16 protein-coding genes are annotated in these 14800 nt (G+C 53.4%); 12 read left to right on the forward strand and 4 right to left on the reverse strand.

Annotated features, from left to right (window positions below):
• The first annotated feature begins 367 nt into the window (after positions 1–367).
• Positions 368–559, forward strand: coding sequence for a hypothetical protein (locus tag OCA8868_RS12145; RefSeq protein WP_093996857.1), 192 nt, complete (start codon positions 368–370; stop codon positions 557–559).
• 83 nt (positions 560–642) lie between these two features.
• Here the strand turns inward: OCA8868_RS12145 and hemH are convergent, their stop codons facing one another.
• Together hemH and OCA8868_RS12155 are read right to left on the reverse strand one after the other, a co-directional pair.
• The gene (hemH, locus tag OCA8868_RS12150) at positions 643–1710 is read right to left on the reverse strand and encodes a ferrochelatase (protein WP_370738001.1); all 1068 of its coding nucleotides are present in this window, start codon (positions 1708–1710) and stop codon (positions 643–645) included.
• A gap of 58 nt (positions 1711–1768) precedes the next feature.
• A complete protein-coding gene (locus tag OCA8868_RS12155; RefSeq protein ID WP_245848228.1) occupies positions 1769–2590 on the reverse strand; it encodes a methyltransferase domain-containing protein in 822 nt (273 codons plus the stop codon).
• Between the two features lie 28 nt (positions 2591–2618).
• Here OCA8868_RS12155 and OCA8868_RS12160 point away from each other — a divergent pair, with 28 nt between their 5' ends.
• Genes OCA8868_RS12160 through OCA8868_RS12175 form a run of 4 tightly spaced genes read left to right on the forward strand, consistent with a single transcriptional unit; the run spans position 2619 to position 4899 of the window.
• Positions 2619–3338 (forward strand): ComF family protein, encoded by a 720-nt coding sequence (locus OCA8868_RS12160; protein WP_093996860.1) that lies wholly within the window; start codon positions 2619–2621, stop codon positions 3336–3338.
• Positions 3339–3368: 30 nt separating this feature from the next.
• Positions 3369–3626 carry a glutaredoxin 3 gene (gene grxC / locus OCA8868_RS12165; protein WP_093996861.1) on the forward strand — a complete coding sequence of 86 codons (258 nt, stop codon included), beginning with the start codon at positions 3369–3371 and terminating at the stop codon, positions 3624–3626.
• The gene (locus OCA8868_RS12170) at positions 3623–4450 is read left to right on the forward strand and encodes a carbon-nitrogen hydrolase family protein (protein ID WP_093996862.1); all 828 of its coding nucleotides are present in this window, start codon (positions 3623–3625) and stop codon (positions 4448–4450) included. Before grxC ends, OCA8868_RS12170 begins: the two co-directional genes overlap by 4 nt.
• Positions 4451–4455: 5 nt before the next feature.
• Positions 4456–4899 carry a MarR family winged helix-turn-helix transcriptional regulator gene (locus OCA8868_RS12175; protein ID WP_093996863.1) on the forward strand — a complete coding sequence of 148 codons (444 nt, stop codon included), beginning with the start codon at positions 4456–4458 and terminating at the stop codon, positions 4897–4899.
• A gap of 7 nt (positions 4900–4906) precedes the next feature.
• Here OCA8868_RS12175 and ubiG read toward each other — a convergent pair whose 3' ends face one another.
• Positions 4907–5653 carry a bifunctional 2-polyprenyl-6-hydroxyphenol methylase/3-demethylubiquinol 3-O-methyltransferase UbiG gene (gene ubiG / locus OCA8868_RS12180; protein ID WP_093996864.1) on the reverse strand — a complete coding sequence of 249 codons (747 nt, stop codon included), beginning with the start codon at positions 5651–5653 and terminating at the stop codon, positions 4907–4909.
• 72 nt (positions 5654–5725) lie between these two features.
• On the opposite strand from ubiG, the gene pip reads away from it, so the two are divergent.
• Genes pip through OCA8868_RS12205 form a run of 5 tightly spaced genes read left to right on the forward strand, consistent with a single transcriptional unit; the run spans position 5726 to position 12206 of the window.
• Positions 5726–6712 carry a prolyl aminopeptidase gene (gene pip / locus OCA8868_RS12185; RefSeq protein ID WP_093996865.1) on the forward strand — a complete coding sequence of 329 codons (987 nt, stop codon included), beginning with the start codon at positions 5726–5728 and terminating at the stop codon, positions 6710–6712.
• 60 nt (positions 6713–6772) lie between these two features.
• Positions 6773–7759: an ABC transporter permease gene (locus OCA8868_RS12190; RefSeq protein WP_093996866.1), complete on the forward strand. Its 987-nt coding sequence runs from the start codon at positions 6773–6775 to the stop codon at positions 7757–7759.
• Entirely contained in the window at positions 7756–8958 is a 1203-nt protein-coding gene (locus tag OCA8868_RS12195) for an ABC transporter permease (protein WP_093996867.1), read from the forward strand. The genes OCA8868_RS12190 and OCA8868_RS12195 overlap by 4 nt, the downstream gene beginning before the upstream one ends.
• Entirely contained in the window at positions 8955–10598 is a 1644-nt protein-coding gene (locus OCA8868_RS12200; RefSeq protein WP_093996868.1) for an ABC transporter ATP-binding protein, read from the forward strand. Before OCA8868_RS12195 ends, OCA8868_RS12200 begins: the two co-directional genes overlap by 4 nt.
• A gap of 57 nt (positions 10599–10655) precedes the next feature.
• On the forward strand, positions 10656–12206 hold the full coding sequence (locus tag OCA8868_RS12205; protein WP_093996869.1) for an ABC transporter substrate-binding protein: 1551 nt from the start codon (positions 10656–10658) through the stop codon (positions 12204–12206).
• Positions 12207–12261: 55 nt separating this feature from the next.
• Here the strand turns inward: OCA8868_RS12205 and OCA8868_RS16900 are convergent, their stop codons facing one another.
• Positions 12262–12384, reverse strand: a complete 123-nt coding sequence (locus OCA8868_RS16900; protein ID WP_281253626.1) for a hypothetical protein — start codon at positions 12382–12384, stop codon at positions 12262–12264.
• 202 nt (positions 12385–12586) lie between these two features.
• Here OCA8868_RS16900 and rimP point away from each other — a divergent pair, with 202 nt between their 5' ends.
• Positions 12587–13180 (forward strand): ribosome maturation factor RimP, encoded by a 594-nt coding sequence (rimP, locus tag OCA8868_RS12210; RefSeq protein ID WP_093996870.1) that lies wholly within the window; start codon positions 12587–12589, stop codon positions 13178–13180.
• Positions 13180–14790, forward strand: a complete 1611-nt coding sequence (nusA, locus tag OCA8868_RS12215; RefSeq protein ID WP_093996871.1) for a transcription termination factor NusA — start codon at positions 13180–13182, stop codon at positions 14788–14790. The genes rimP and nusA overlap by 1 nt, the downstream gene beginning before the upstream one ends.
• The last annotated feature ends 10 nt before the right edge of the window (positions 14791–14800 follow it).

Below are 14800 nucleotides of genomic sequence, written 5' to 3' on the forward strand. Positions count from 1 at the left end.
CCGTTCAGGCGTAGCGTTTCAAACCCACATAGGCGTGATGCAGCGCAAAATAGGTCACTTTGATAAGCGAACGCGGCAAATTCGCCATACTATTCTCAGAACGCGCACCACATGCTTAGTCAGTTAGTATTCTATAATTCCTTGCCTAGACGCGTTAGCCGCACAGTTGGACGGGTTGATAATTCGGCGAAAGTGGCACTTAAGTGTTGCTGAATTGACGACATTGGTCTTGCGCCCGTGCACGAAAACCAAAATTGGCTTTGCATTCAGGGTTGTTTCGTGATTTGGGAAGTGAAGAGGGAAGTCTTGGGTGCCCATGGCTTAAACCTCAACATATTTGCCGTGGGCAATAACTTGGAGAAATAAAATGAAAAAATTCGCACTCGCAGCCGTACTCGCAACAGCAGCATCCACATCTTTCGCGGGCAACATGTCCGAGCCAGTAATGGAAATGGAACCTGTTGTAGTTATGGAAGAAACAGCTGGTTCTTCTTCTTCTGCTGGCCTGATCATTCCACTGGTTTTGGTTGCTTTGATCGCTGTTGCTCTGGCTGACTAAGCCTTTCAATACAGTCTATGTTTAAGGCCGCTCCTTTGGGGGCGGCCTTTTCTTTTGCGGGGTCCGATTTTGGGCAGCCCAGTTTAATCTAGCCAGCCCTTCAGGTTCCGCTGAACGATTCCCGATAGCGCGTCGATGTGTGCTGCATCATTGTTGAGGCATGGAACGTAGGTGAAATGCTCACCACCAGCATGTTCAAAACTCTCTTTGATCTCTTCGTTGATTTCTTCCAGCGTTTCAATGCAGTCGGCGGAAAACGCAGGTGCGCAAACGGCAATGTTTGTCTTTCCCTTTTCGGCCAGCCGCGCCACTTCTTCGACTGTATATGGCTGCAGCCACTCTTCTGGTCCGAATTTACTTTGGAATGTCGTGATGATCTGGGTGTCATCCCAGCCAAGGCGCTCTTTTAGCAAGCGCGTCGTTTTCTGGCACTGGCAGTGATATGGATCACCTTCTGTTAGGTAACGCTGTGGTACGCCGTGGTACGAACACACAAGGATTTCGGGCTTTTTGTCGGCCTTCGCATAAGCAGCCTCAATGGATTGTGCGAGCGCATCAATATAAGCGGCGTCTTCGAAATAGGGCTCTACGGTGCGAACGATCGGCTGCCACTTTTCTTTCATCAACGCGCGAAAGAACTGATCGTTGGCAGTAGCCGAAGTCGCACCAGCGTAATGGGGGTAGAGCGGGAAAAAGAGGATCTTTTGGCAGCCTGCCGCGATCATCTCTTTAACCTTCGATTCCGTTGACGGATTGCCGTATCGCATACAGAAATCTACGATCACATCATCGCCGTACACTTTCGCGAGGCTAGCCTTCATCGCTTCGGTTTGTTGCTTGGTGATCGTCAACAGAGGAGACTCGTCTGCCTCTTCGTTCCAAATGCTCTTGTAAGCCGCGCCGCTGGTGAACGGGCGTTTTGATAGAATGATAAGTTGCAGTAGCGGTTGCCACTTCCAAGACGGGTAATCGACCACGCGCTTGTCGCTCAAGAATTCGCTGAGGTAACGACGCATGGGCCAGTAGTCTGTACTGTCTGGCGTCCCGAGGTTTGCTAAAAGAACACCGACCTTGGCCGGCTTCACTTCAGGATGGTCAGCCGGAGCATGAACAGGACATTTCGCGGCATCATTCAGGCTTGCGTCAGACATTGTCATCCTCGTTTTCACACTCATTCGTTGAAGTTAGTTAGCGTTTCTTGAGTATCGGTCAATCATCTGAGCGATCCAATGGCAACTCGTCGGTGCCCAGTGCGTCCGAAAGCCGCGACATGGCTGACCCGGGGCGAAGCGGTTTTTGCTGGCTGTCATCAGGGGCCCAGCCGGTCAATGTCGCAATTTCAAACGTTGCGGGTATGCGCCCATCATCCATGGCGAATGTGTCGACATAGCGAGACATTGCTTGCGCGAAAACCTTGCGGCTAGTGGGTGTGCGTTGACGCTGGTTCATCGCGTTCCCTTCCCCCATCGCACGAAGATCACGCATCAGGTGAATCGGTGTGTCATATGTTACGGTCAGCGGCATCATATCTGCGACAGGCAATGCCAGCCCAGCGCGCTGCAAAAGCCCACCAAGGTCGCGAACTTCACCCATCGGTAAAATGCGCGGGGAGAGGCCGCCCGTTTGAGCAACTTCGGCCTCAGCTAAAACACTGCGCAATTCATGCAAGGTTTGCCCGGCAAAGAGCGTCGCGATGAGTAACCCATCAGGCTTCAACGCGTGACGGCACTGTACCAGCTGCCCAATAGGATCATCCGCCCAATGTAGGGACAGCGCGTGAATGATAAGATCATGCGCACCTTCTTCTAGGTCAAGCGTTTCACTATCTCCCACGATTTTCGCGCTGGGCATCCAATCCGTCCATGCTTCAGGGAATCCAGTCACAACAGCAGGCGCTGTAAAGGTCCTGTTAACTTCAATGAGTCTTTCATGCACGTCATCGGCGGATGCTGCTTGCAAAAATAAAACATCTGCTCGCGCTCGATTTCGGGCAAGGGCGGCGCGGTCGGTTAGGCGAGGGGGCATATCCATCCCTGCCATTTAGGAGATACTGGGGACGATGCAAAGCCTGATCCAAATTCTATACCCACCACAGTGCGCGTTGTGTGACGCGAAAACGGAATCAGATTTCGGGCTGTGCGGCTCTTGCTGGGCTAAGACACCCTTTATCGAAGGGCTGTGTTGTGACGATTGTGGCGCGCCATTACCGGGGGGAAATGCGGGGGATTTAGGGGTTCTTTGCGATGACTGCATGGTGATCGCGCGTCCGTGGTCAAAGGGACGTGCTGCGCTGGTTTATAAGGACAACGCCCGGCGGCTTGTTTTGTCGTTAAAGCACGGTGACAGAACCGATCTCGTTCGCGCAGTCGGACCGTGGATGATGAAAGCGGCTGAACCTATGATGACCCCGGAAACACTTGTCGTTCCAATACCGCTACATCGCTTTCGACTACTCAAACGGAAGTTCAATCAAGCCGTGCTTCTTGCACAGCGGATAGCGCAGCTTGCAAATGCTGAATGTTGTAACGACGGGCTTATACGCACCAAACGAACTGCGCCGCTAGATGGCCACAACCGTGATCAAAGGTTTGAAACGTTAAGCGGTGCAATCACTGCGAACCCGAAGCGAGTGGCGCAGATTAAGGGTCGGAAAGTTCTGTTGGTCGACGATGTTATGACGTCTGGCGCGACTTTTGCGGCCGCAACAGAGGCCTGTTTTGCAGCCGGAGCAGATGACGTTAACGTGCTTGCACTAGCCCGCGTCGTGAAGGATGCCTAAATAGGGGTAACTCAAATTAAGGATACCCCAATGGCAACTGTTGAAATCTACACAACTCCAATTTGTGGCTTTTGCCATCGTGCGAAGAGATTGCTGTCTTCGAAAGGCGTTAGCTTTACTGAGATTGATGTCATGCAAGATCCGTCGCGCCGTGCAGAAATGATGCAGCGCGCCAACGGTGGACGCACCGTACCGCAGATTTTTATCGACGGTCAGCATATCGGTGGAAGCGATGAAATGGCGGCGCTTGATCGGGCGGGGAAGCTAGACCCACTCTTGAACGGATGAAGGTCGCCCTCCTTCAGATAACGTCGTCTGACAATCCGGGCGAAAACCTGACGCTTGTTCAGGGAATGATTGCGGACGCGGCGACACAGGGCGCGACGTTTATTTGTACGCCTGAGGTGACGAATTGCGTCAGCATGAATCGTACCCATCAATCAAACGTTCTGCGCGAGCAAGATCAGGACCCGACGCTTGAAGGGTTACAAAGTACAGCACGGGAACACGGAATTTGGCTTTCGATTGGATCGCTTGCCTTGAAAGGTGGCGCTGGCGGGCGGTTCGTGAACCGCTCATTCCTGATCGATCCGAATGGTGAAATCTTCGCGACCTACGACAAAATCCATATGTTTGACGTTCAGGTTAATGAAACCGAGACTTACGCTGAATCTTCAGGATATGCCCCTGGTGAGAATGCCGTTTTAGCCGATATTGGCGATGCAAAGATTGGCCTGACGATCTGCTATGATCTGCGTTTCCCGCACTTACATCGCACGTTGGCCAAGGCAGGTGCCGACATACTTTTAGTTCCTTCCGCATTTTCCGCCGTAACGGGTGCAGCCCACTGGGAAACCCTGCTACGTGCCCGAGCAATTGAAACTGGGTGTTTTGTGATTGCGGCGGCCCAAACGGGAACCCATTCGGCGAAATCAGGCAAATCGCGTGTCACTTATGGGCACTCATTGGTGGTTTCGCCTTGGGGTGATGTTCTTGCAGATGCCGGAACAAACTGCGGCATCACGCTCGTTGATTTTGATCTCAATGACGTGTCTAAAGCCCGCAAACGTATACCGTCGTTGTCGCATGACAGGGACATTATTGGGCCCTAAGACCGATGAACCATGAAACAGAGAGCCTCGCCGTCGCGCTGTTCAGTGAGATCCTCACTGTTGATCAGCTTGCGCGCAACAGCGTGGCGAAAGCGCTGCCAAAGGGCATGGTGTTGTCTCATTTCTCCGTTTTGAATCATCTCGCGCGAACGCAGGGCGAAAAGACGCCTGCGCAAATTGCGAAGACGTTTCATCTGACCCGTGGTGCTATGACGAACACACTGCGCAAGCTCGAAGCGGCTGGGTATATCCATATTCGTCCCGATTGGGACGATGCCCGTCGAAAACTTGTCACTGTCAGCAATTCCGGCCTCGCTGCGCGGGATTCCGCGATGGCGGCAATTGCACCAGTGATCGCGCATGCGGTCGATCAGGTCGGAACCGATCAGGTGCGCGCGATTCTACCGGCGCTGCGGGAACTCCGTCAGCGATTGAGCGACGAGGACTAAGCGGCCATCACTCGGGTTTCAGCGAAGCCGTTACGTAATTTACCGATAGGTCATCCGCTGAAATAGACCAGCTCCAACCTAGAAAATCGAACTTGAACCCCTTGCGATCAACAGGGTTCAGACCTGCATTCCTCATCAGCTCAAACAGTTCGTCTGGGGTGATAAATTTGTTCCATTCATGGGTGCCTTTCGGCAGCCAGCGCATAATGAACTCAGCGCCAACTATCGCCATCGCGAAACTCTTTGGATTCCGATTGATGGTAGAACAAATATGAAGCCCATTTGGTTTCAAAAGCTGTTGGCAAGCCGTGAGGAATGACAACGGGTCAGCGACGTGTTCCACGACTTCCATATTAAGAACGACGTCAAATTGCTCTCCGGCTGAGGCCATGTCTTCAGCAGTGGTGAAACGGTAGTCGATGCTCAGGCCGGATTGCTCTGCGTGCACTTGCGCGACCGGAATGTTGCCTTCAGCGGCATCGGCACCAACAATCTCTGCACCCAGTCGTGCCATCGGTTCGCATAGCAGGCCGCCACCACAACCAATGTCCAAAATGCGTAGTCCGGCAAAAGGCATATCGGACATCAGATCTCGGTTAAATTCCGACGCGATCTGTTGCGTTATGTAGTCCAAACGCGTCGGGTTAAGCATGTGGAGGGGTTTAAATTTACCTTCAAGATCCCACCACTCAGCAGCCATCGCTTCAAACTTGGCAATTTCTGCAGGGTCGACGGTTGTTTGTGCGGTTGTCATGGGAACTCCGAAACTAGTTTGGCGCTAGCGCTTATTCTGGGCATCGCCTGTGACCCGATATATAGAAAGGATATGGACAAGGCCTCAGGACAAAAAAGCGCGGTTGCGTATCTCTACCCTCCTATAGACCCATTTGAACAGCAGATGCTGGACGTGGGTGAGGGACACAGGATTTACGTTGAGCAATGCGGTAATCCTGACGGGTTGCCGGTTGTCGTATTTCATGGCGGGCCTGGTGGCGGCTGTAGCCCGATGATGCGGCGCTATTTCGACCCTGACATCTACCGGATTATTCTGTTTGACCAGCGTGGTTGTGGCCGTTCTAAACCGCATGCAAGCGTTGAGAACAACACGACTTGGCATCTCGTTTCTGACATTGAACTGATCAGAGAAACGCTCGGAATTTCTGATTGGGTCGTCTTTGGTGGAAGCTGGGGTGCAACGCTTGCCCTCATTTATGCGCAGGCCCATCCGGAATCTGTTCTACATCTTGTGTTGCGCGGTGTGTTCTTAAGCACCCAGCGAGAATTGGACTGGTTTTACCAAGGCGGAGCTGGCGGGTTTTGGCCTGAAGTCTGGCAAGGTTTTGAAGATCTCATTCCTGAAGGCGAACGGAACGACATGATAGCTGCTTATCACAAGCGCCTATTTTCCGGGGATGCGGTGTTGGAAACGAAGTACGCCCGTGCTTGGGCGGGTTGGGAGAATGCGCTGGCGTCGATTGACAGTCAGGGTATTGGCGGAACTAGTCCGGCAGAATACGCGCGTGCTTTTGCGCGCCTCGAGAACCACTACTTTACCAACAAATGCTTTTTGAATGCAGAGCAACAGATCTTGGATAACGTATCAAAGATTGCCCACATTCCGGCAATAATTATTCAAGGACGGTTTGACATGATTTGCCCGCCCGTATCTGCGCACGCACTTGCATCACACTGGCCGAAATGTCGTTTGGTCATGGTTGCGAAAGCCGGCCATGCACTGTCCGAACCAGGTATTACTGCGGAACTCGTACGTGCGATGGACGCGATAAGTGTTTCGAAAAGGACAAAAAATTAACGGGTTGCATGATTTCGCTTTGTCGTTACGCTACTTCCTAATCAAGGGGGGGTCTCAGGCTTGCGATCAATATTGAAGATTGTTCTTCAACGTCTCGGACTGGGACTAGTAACCCTTTTCGTGGTTTCCATCGTCATCTTTGTTGCGGTCAATTCGCTCCCAGGGGACTTCGCTGAAGCCATCTTGGGGCAGGGCGCGACGCCTGAATCAGTTGCCACAATTCGCCGTGATCTTGGCTTGGATCAACCTCTCGTCGTTCGGTATTTTGACTGGCTCAAGGGGATGCTGACGTTTGATCTGGGTACAAGTTTTGCGCAGTTGAATTTCGCGAACTTTGGCGGGGCAGGGTCGGTCACCGTCGCTGAACAGATCGCGCCGCGTCTTTCCAACACCATGTTCCTTGCCACTGTGACGGCGTGCATCGCGGTTCCACTGGCGGTGTTCCTTGGCATTCTGGCAGCGCTCTATCGCAACACTGCGTTCGATAAAGCGGCCAACATGTTCACGCTCAGCTCGATCTCATCGCCAGAATTTTTCATGGCCTATGTGCTGATTCTGTTCCTTGCTGTGTTGAACCCGGTCTTCCCGAGCCTATCGAATATCTTTGAAGGCATGCCGTTCGGTGAGAGGTTGGAAAAATCCATGCTGCCCGCCCTGACGCTGACCTTAGTTGTTACAGCACACATGATGCGGATGACACGCGCTGCGATCATCAACTTGCTCGCGTCGCCTTATATCGAAATGGCGCGGCTTAAGGGCCTGTCGCCGATGCGCGTGATCGTGAAGCACGCGCTGCCCAATGCGCTGGCACCAATCATCAACGTAGTCGCGCTTAACCTTGCGTATCTGATCACAGGTGTCGTCGTGGTTGAAGTGGTCTTCGTTTATCCGGGCATCGGCCAGCTCTTCGTGGACTCTGTGAAAATTCGTGACATTCCGGTTGTGCAGGCCTGCTGCCTGATCTTCGCTGCGGCGTATATCCTGCTCAACCTCACGGCGGACATCCTGTCGATCGTGTCCAACCCAAGACTGAGGCACCCGAAATGAGCAATCTTATGTGGCTTGCAATCATCCTCGCGGTTTTGCTGGGCGGCGCTTATGTTTTCCGAATGGTTGGCCAGGCTGCCACCGGTAATGCGCCGAAGTTCCGTGATATGGGGTACGGCGAAGCATTTGGCTATGTTCTTGGTGGGGCGTTGCTGGTTTGGGCAGTCTACTACTATTTCCAGCCGCAAGTGGCTGAAACAGGTGTGCCGAATGCCGGCGTCGTCTTTTTCCGTTGGGCTGTTCAGGGCTTCATTATTGCAGCGATCGCCGCATTCCTGTTCCGCCTTTTGGGCCGTACTGTTGGAACAGCAGGCAGTAAGAAACTGTTTCGATCCATGCCACTTACGGCCGCGTTCGGTATTCTTGTCATCTTGATCTACACTTTCGTGGCGATTTTTGCTGGCGCCATTGCGCCCTATGGGCAGGCTGAGATTTTAGGTGCTGCGAACGTGATGGCTGGTGGTGATCCTGCGCTGGGCGGCAACCCAGAATACCCACTGGGAACCGATCAGATCGGCCGCGATATTCTTAGTCGCTTGATCTACGGCGCACAGAACACGGTCGGGATTGCATTCATTACGACCTGTCTGGCCTTCTTTATCGGCGGGACCTTGGGCTTTCTGGCCTCTACGTTGCAAGGTTGGCTCGATCAGCTGTTGTCGCGAAGCGTTGATGTCTTGATGGCGATTCCGTCATTGATCTTCGCGCTCCTGCTGATGACCATCGCGAGTGTCTGGTCAGTTAAGCTTGGCATCCCTTTGACGATCTTCATGGTGCTGATCATCGCTGTTATCGACAGCACGCGTGTTTATCGCCTTGCGCGCGCTGTGGGTCTGAACATCGTGGTGATGGATTACATCGAAGCTGCTAAGCTGCGTGGAGAGGGTCTTGGCTATCTCGTGTTCAAAGAAATCCTGCCCAACGCGATGGCACCACTGTTGGCCGAGTTCGGTCTGCGCTTCTGCTTCGTGTTCCTGACCATCGCGGCCTTGTCGTTCCTTGGCGTGGGCATCCAGCCACCCTTGGCGGACTGGGGCACAATGGTGCGCGACCTTGCGCCGTTCATCAACTTCGCGGCCTTCGCGCCGACGGCTGCTGTGACACCACTTCTGGCGGCGGGGGCGATTGCCTTGCTGACCGTGGCTGTGAACTTCGTGGTCGACTGGATGCTGCACAAAACGTCGGGGCTGAAAGAATGAGCAATCTTCTCACGATCAAGGGCCTTAAGATCGAAGGCCGCTCCGACGAGACGTGGAATCCGATCATCAATGGTGTCGATCTGACGCTGAAGAAGGGTGAGGTGCTTGGCCTTATCGGTGAATCTGGCGCTGGGAAGTCTACGATTGGCCTCGCCGCGATGGGATACACCCGTGACGGTGTTCGCATTTCAGAAGGGACCGTTGAATTCGACGGGATTGATCTGGTCAAAGCGTCTGCAGCGGTTAAGCGCGGCCTGTTGGGTAAGCGCATTGCCTATGTCGCCCAGTCCGCTGCGGCGTCGTTCAACCCCGCGCATAAGTTGATGGATCAGCACACCGAAGGTCCGGTTCAGCATGGCGTCGATAGTCGCGCGGCAAGCACAGAAGACGGGATTGAGCTTTATCGTAAGTTGCGCCTGCCGAACCCGGATCAGATTGGATTTAGGTATCCGCACCAAGTGTCCGGCGGCCAGCTGCAACGTGCGATGACGGCGATGGCGATGTCTTGCCGTCCTGACCTGATTATCTTTGACGAACCGACAACTGCGCTCGATGTGACAACTCAGATTGAGGTCCTGGCATCGATTCGTGAGATCGTTGAGGAATTTGACACGGCGGCGATCTACATCACCCACGACCTCGCGGTTGTTGCGCAGATGGCTGATAACATCAAAGTGCTGCTGCGCGGCGATGAGGTCGAAGAGGCGGACACGCGTACCATGTTGTCTGACCCCAAAGAGGATTACACCAAGTCGCTTTGGGCCGTGCGCGAATTCCAAAGACCGGCGAAACCAGCTGTGCCTGAAGGGTCTGTTCCTGTCGTTTCTGTGCGCGGGATTACTGCGGCATACGGCAAGACGGATGTTCTTCATGACGTAAGCTTTGATATTCATGCAGGCCGTACAGTTGCTGTCGTCGGTGAATCTGGGTCGGGCAAGTCCACTGCCGCGCGTTGTATCACGGGTCTGTTACCACCACGCATGGGCGAAATCGCGTTCGATGGTGAAGTTCTGCCAGCTGACTACCGAAAGCGGACCAAGGACCAGTTGCGTCAGGCGCAAATGATCTACCAGATGGCTGACACTGCATTGAACCCGCGTAAGACCATCGGTCAGATTATCGGGCGTCCGGTTCAGTTTTATGGCGGGCTTACCGGTGCGAAACGACGTAAACGTGTGAACGAACTTCTCGATCAGATCGAGCTTGAACCGTCACAGTATTACAACCGGTTACCGTCCGAACTCTCGGGTGGGCAAAAGCAACGTATCGGGATCGCCCGTGCCCTCGCTGCGGAGCCGAAGTTTATTATTTGCGACGAAGTTACCTCTGCGTTGGACCAATTGGTCGCGGAAGGTATTTTGCGACTTCTCGCTGATTTGCAGGACAATCTTGGCCTGTCTTACATGTTCATCACGCACGATCTCGCGACTGTGAAATCGATCGCGGACGAAGTTGTGGTAATGAAAGAAGGCAAGGTGATTGAGCAAGGCGAGAAGACAGACATGTTTACGCCCCCTCATCATGCTTACACGGATTTGTTGCTGAGTTCGGTTCCAGAAATGGACCCTGATTGGCTGACAAATTTGCTGGAAGAACGGGGCGTCGACAACATTGGTGACGCCGCTGTTGATAAGATGTGACCGAATCAGCGTAGAGTAAGCGCTAGGAATAAGAAAAACTTAAGGGAGAACCAAAATATGTATGGAATTAGCAGACGTGGATTGCTGCAATCTGGTGTGGCGGCGGGTGTCCTCGCCGCAACTGGCTTGCCGCTTAAGGCGCAGACACGTGGCGGCAAATTTACCGCGGGTCTGTCTGGAGCCAATACTTCAGACAGCTGGGATAGTCGGACGCATTCTGACTTGTTCATGATCGCGTCCTGTCAGGGCGCAGTGTTTGATGGCCTGACAGAAGTTGCTGCTGACGGTTCATTGATCGGTGAGCTTGCTGAAAGCTGGGAAGCATCCGCGGACGCTAAGACATGGATATTCAACCTGCGTCAGGGTGTGACATTCCACAACGGCAAAGCCTTTGGTGCCGATGACGTGTTGGAATCGCTTCAGATGCACCTTGGCGAAGAGTCAAAGTCTGCAGCCAAGCCAATCGTTGAAGCAATCGAAACCATGACCAAGGTCACGGATCATCAGGTGCAATTCGTTCTTGCCGCTGGCAACGCCGACTTCCCATATCTGATGTCTGACTATCACATCATGATGTATCCTGCGGGCCAGATCGAAGAAGCAATCGCTCAGGGTATCGGTACGGGCCTTTATCAGGTCACAGCGTTTGACCCAGGTGTACGCATGACGGCGAGCCGTGTTGCAGATCACTACAAAGGTGACAGCGCAGGCTTCTTTGATGAGATCGAATATATCGCCATCAACGACAACACAGCACGTATGAACGCGCTGATGACGGGTCAGGTGGATGCGATCAACCGGATCGACTTCAAGACCGAAGCACTGTTGAAAGCCAACCCAGCGCTTCGCATTCAGGAAGTGACGGGCAACCAGCACTACTCCATGCCGATGCTGACGAACGTCGCACCTTATAATGACGTCAACGTGCGTAAAGCATTGAAGTACGGCATCAACCGTCAGGAAATGGTCGACAAGATCCTTCTTGGTCACGGTGCTGTTGGTAATGACACGCCAATCGGCCCCGCTAACCAGTACTACAACACGGAAATGGATCAGCTTGCTTACGATCCGGACAAGGCGAAGTTCTACTTGCAGCAAGCAGGCCTCGATAGCATCGACATCGAATTCTCGGCGTCCAATGCTGCGTTCGAAGGCGCTGTAGATGCAGGCCAGTTGTTCCAAGCTTCTGCCGCAGCAGGTGGAATCAACATCAACGTGATTCAGGAGCCATCTGATGGGTATTGGTCCAACGTTTGGTTGAACAAGCCATTCTGCGCTTGCTACTGGTCCGGTCGCGCGACCGAAGACTGGATGTTTGCAACGGCTTACGAAGCTGGTGTTCCATGGAACGACAGCCAGTGGGACGGCGACGATAGCGCCCGTTTCCAAGAGTTGCTTTTGCTGGCGCGTGCTGAACTGGATAGCGACACACGTCGCGCACAGTACTACGAAATGCAGGAAATTCTGCGTGACGAAGGTGGCGTGATCATTCCGATGTTTGCGAACTACGTACAGGCCGTGAACAACCGGATTCACAGCCCAGATGTCGTCGGCAACCTTTGGCAGATGGACAACGCACGTATGGCTGAGCGTTGGTCAGTTGCATAAGGCTTAGGTCTTAGAAACAGAAAGCCCCGCCAGATTTGGCGGGGCTTTTTGCGTTTTAGGAAGGCATCGCGCCTTCTGCCATGCGTTTTTTCATTGTGCGCATCATCACAAGATACATCAGTGCAACGCCGCACAAGAACGAAGAACCGCCAACGGCGATCAAGAGTGTCGTGTCCATATTCATCTCCTCAAGGTTTGAACGAAGGTTTGGTTAATGGCGTAATTTGGCGGATTTACGGCACAAATGCGTTGCCCCTTGCAGACTCACTCCAACATACGTATATCCATCATAACAGCGGCGTTTCGGCCTCCACCCCCGAAGCCCACCGAAATTCCAACGGGCCGCGCGCCCGTTTTTTTGTGCCTAAACGAAAGTAGCTATGTCTGAACTGATCGCCCGCGCGGCAATGGATCGCCGCATCACCGAGATCATAACCCCAACCGTTGAGGATTTGGGGTATGAAGTCGTGCGCGTTCGCTTGATGACAGGCAAGGAATCGATTCTGCAGATCATGGCGCAAAAGCCTGATGGTTCGATTGAAGTCGATGATTGCGGCGTTATCAGCACGGCAATCTCAGCGTTGCTCGACGTGGAAGACCCGATTGCGGATGTTTACACACTTGAGGTTTCCAGCCCCGGAATTGATCGCCCCCTCACGCGGTTGAAAGATTTTGACCAGTGGGAAGGCAATGAAGCCAAGATCGAGACCGAAGAGCTGATCGACGGGCGTCGTCGCTTCAAAGGCATGTTGCGCGGCACCGAGTGTGACGAAGTTTTGATTGAAATCGAAGATCAGGGTCAGCCGGTTACAATCGGTTTGAAGTTTGAATGGCTTACGGATGCCAAGCTTGTCCTCACGGACGAGTTGATCCGCGATGTTTTGAAAGGCCGCAAAGATGCTGGCCAGATCGATGAAACACAATTTGACGAAGTTGAGACCGTGTTAGGCGGCTCTGACGAGGAGAAGAACTAATGGCGATTACATCAGCCAACCAACTGGAACTTTTGCAAACCGCAGAGGCCGTGGCCCGCGAAAAGCAGATCGACCCGATTTTGGTCGTCGAAGCGATGGAAGAATCCCTCGCCCGCGCTGCGAAGTCCCGCTACGGGTCCGAAATGGACATCCGCGTTCACATCGACCGCAAGACCGGTAAGGCAACGTTCACACGCGTTCGTACGGTTGTGGCTGAAGATGAGATTGAAAACTATCAGGCCGAGTTCACCGTTGAGCAGGCGTCCGAATACATGGACGCGCCGGAAATCGGCCAAGAGTTCATCGAAGAAGTACCGCCTGTTGAAATGGGCCGTATCGCTGCGCAGTCCGCCAAGCAGGTGATCTTGCAAAAGGTCCGAGAAGCTGAGCGTGACAAGCAGTACGAAGATTTCAAAGACCGCGCAGGCACAATCATCAACGCGCAAGTGAAGCGCGAAGAGTACGGCAATGTTATCGTTGACGTAGGCACGGGCGAAGCCATCCTGCGCCGCAATGAAAAGATCGGCCGTGAAAGCTACCGCCCGAACGATCGTATTCGTTGCTACATCAAAGAAGTCCGTCGCGAGCAGCGCGGCCCGCAGATTTTCCTGAGCCGCACAGACCCGCAGTTCATGGCTGAGCTGTTCAAGATGGAAGTTCCGGAAATTTACGAGAACATCATCGAGATCAAGTCTGTTGCACGTGACCCGGGTTCACGCGCGAAGATTGCTGTGATTTCTTACGATGGTTCCATTGATCCTGTCGGTGCCTGTGTTGGTATGCGTGGTTCGCGTGTTCAGGCCGTCGTGAATGAGCTTCAGGGCGAAAAGATCGACATTATCCCATGGAACGAAGACATGCCAACGTTCCTTGTGAACGCGCTTCAGCCTGCTGAAGTGTCCAAGGTTGTGTTTGACGAAGATGCAGAGCGTATCGAGGTTGTTGTTCCAGAAGAGCAGCTGTCCTTGGCGATTGGTCGTCGTGGCCAGAACGTTCGTTTGGCGTCCCAGCTGACCGGTTTGGACATCGACATCCTCACAGAAGAAGAAGAATCCAAGCGTCGTCAGGCGGAATTCGAATTGCGTACAGGTCTGTTCATTGAAGCCCTCGATCTGGACGAATTCTTTGCACAGCTGCTGGTTTCCGAAGGGTTCACCACACTGGAAGAAGTTGCCTACGTTGAAGTTGAAGAACTTCTCGTGATTGACGGTGTTGACGCAGACACGGCGAGCGAATTGCAGGCCCGTGCCCGCGACGTGATTGAGGCCAAGAACGCTAAGGCGATGGAAAACGCCCGCGCACTTGGTGTCGAAGACAGCCTTGTTGCATTTGAAGGTCTGACACCCCAGATGATTGAAGCACTGGCGAACGATGGCGTGAAAACGCTGGAAGACTTCGCAACATGCGCTGACTGGGAATTGGCTGGTGGCTGGACAGTCGTCGACGGTGAACGTTCCAAAGATGACGGTTCGCTTGAACCATTCGAAGTAACACTTGAGGATGCGCAAAACATGATCATGACGGCACGCGTAATGCTTGGCTGGGTTGATCCTGAAGAACTTGTTTCCGAAGCTGACGAGGTCGAAGCGACCGAGGAGCAGGAGGCCTGATCGCAGGCCT

Source organism: Octadecabacter ascidiaceicola (assembly GCF_900185015.1).
Classification (GTDB): domain Bacteria; phylum Pseudomonadota; class Alphaproteobacteria; order Rhodobacterales; family Rhodobacteraceae; genus Octadecabacter; species Octadecabacter ascidiaceicola.

Coding starts and splice junctions, on each gene's coding strand:
- OCA8868_RS12145 (WP_093996857.1), top strand. CDS start 368: ATGAAAAAATTCGCACTCGCAGCCGTACTCGCAACAGCAGCATCCACA.
- hemH (WP_370738001.1), bottom strand. CDS start 1,710: ATGTCTGACGCAAGCCTGAATGATGCCGCGAAATGTCCTGTTCATGCT.
- OCA8868_RS12155 (WP_245848228.1), bottom strand. CDS start 2,590: ATGGATATGCCCCCTCGCCTAACCGACCGCGCCGCCCTTGCCCGAAAT.
- OCA8868_RS12160 (WP_093996860.1), top strand. CDS start 2,619: ATGCAAAGCCTGATCCAAATTCTATACCCACCACAGTGCGCGTTGTGT.
- grxC (WP_093996861.1), top strand. CDS start 3,369: ATGGCAACTGTTGAAATCTACACAACTCCAATTTGTGGCTTTTGCCAT.
- OCA8868_RS12170 (WP_093996862.1), top strand. CDS start 3,623: ATGAAGGTCGCCCTCCTTCAGATAACGTCGTCTGACAATCCGGGCGAA.
- OCA8868_RS12175 (WP_093996863.1), top strand. CDS start 4,456: ATGAACCATGAAACAGAGAGCCTCGCCGTCGCGCTGTTCAGTGAGATC.
- ubiG (WP_093996864.1), bottom strand. CDS start 5,653: ATGACAACCGCACAAACAACCGTCGACCCTGCAGAAATTGCCAAGTTT.
- pip (WP_093996865.1), top strand. CDS start 5,726: ATGGACAAGGCCTCAGGACAAAAAAGCGCGGTTGCGTATCTCTACCCT.
- OCA8868_RS12195 (WP_093996867.1), top strand. CDS start 7,756: ATGAGCAATCTTATGTGGCTTGCAATCATCCTCGCGGTTTTGCTGGGC.
- OCA8868_RS12200 (WP_093996868.1), top strand. CDS start 8,955: ATGAGCAATCTTCTCACGATCAAGGGCCTTAAGATCGAAGGCCGCTCC.
- OCA8868_RS12205 (WP_093996869.1), top strand. CDS start 10,656: ATGTATGGAATTAGCAGACGTGGATTGCTGCAATCTGGTGTGGCGGCG.
- OCA8868_RS16900 (WP_281253626.1), bottom strand. CDS start 12,384: ATGGACACGACACTCTTGATCGCCGTTGGCGGTTCTTCGTTCTTGTGC.
- rimP (WP_093996870.1), top strand. CDS start 12,587: ATGTCTGAACTGATCGCCCGCGCGGCAATGGATCGCCGCATCACCGAG.
- nusA (WP_093996871.1), top strand. CDS start 13,180: ATGGCGATTACATCAGCCAACCAACTGGAACTTTTGCAAACCGCAGAG.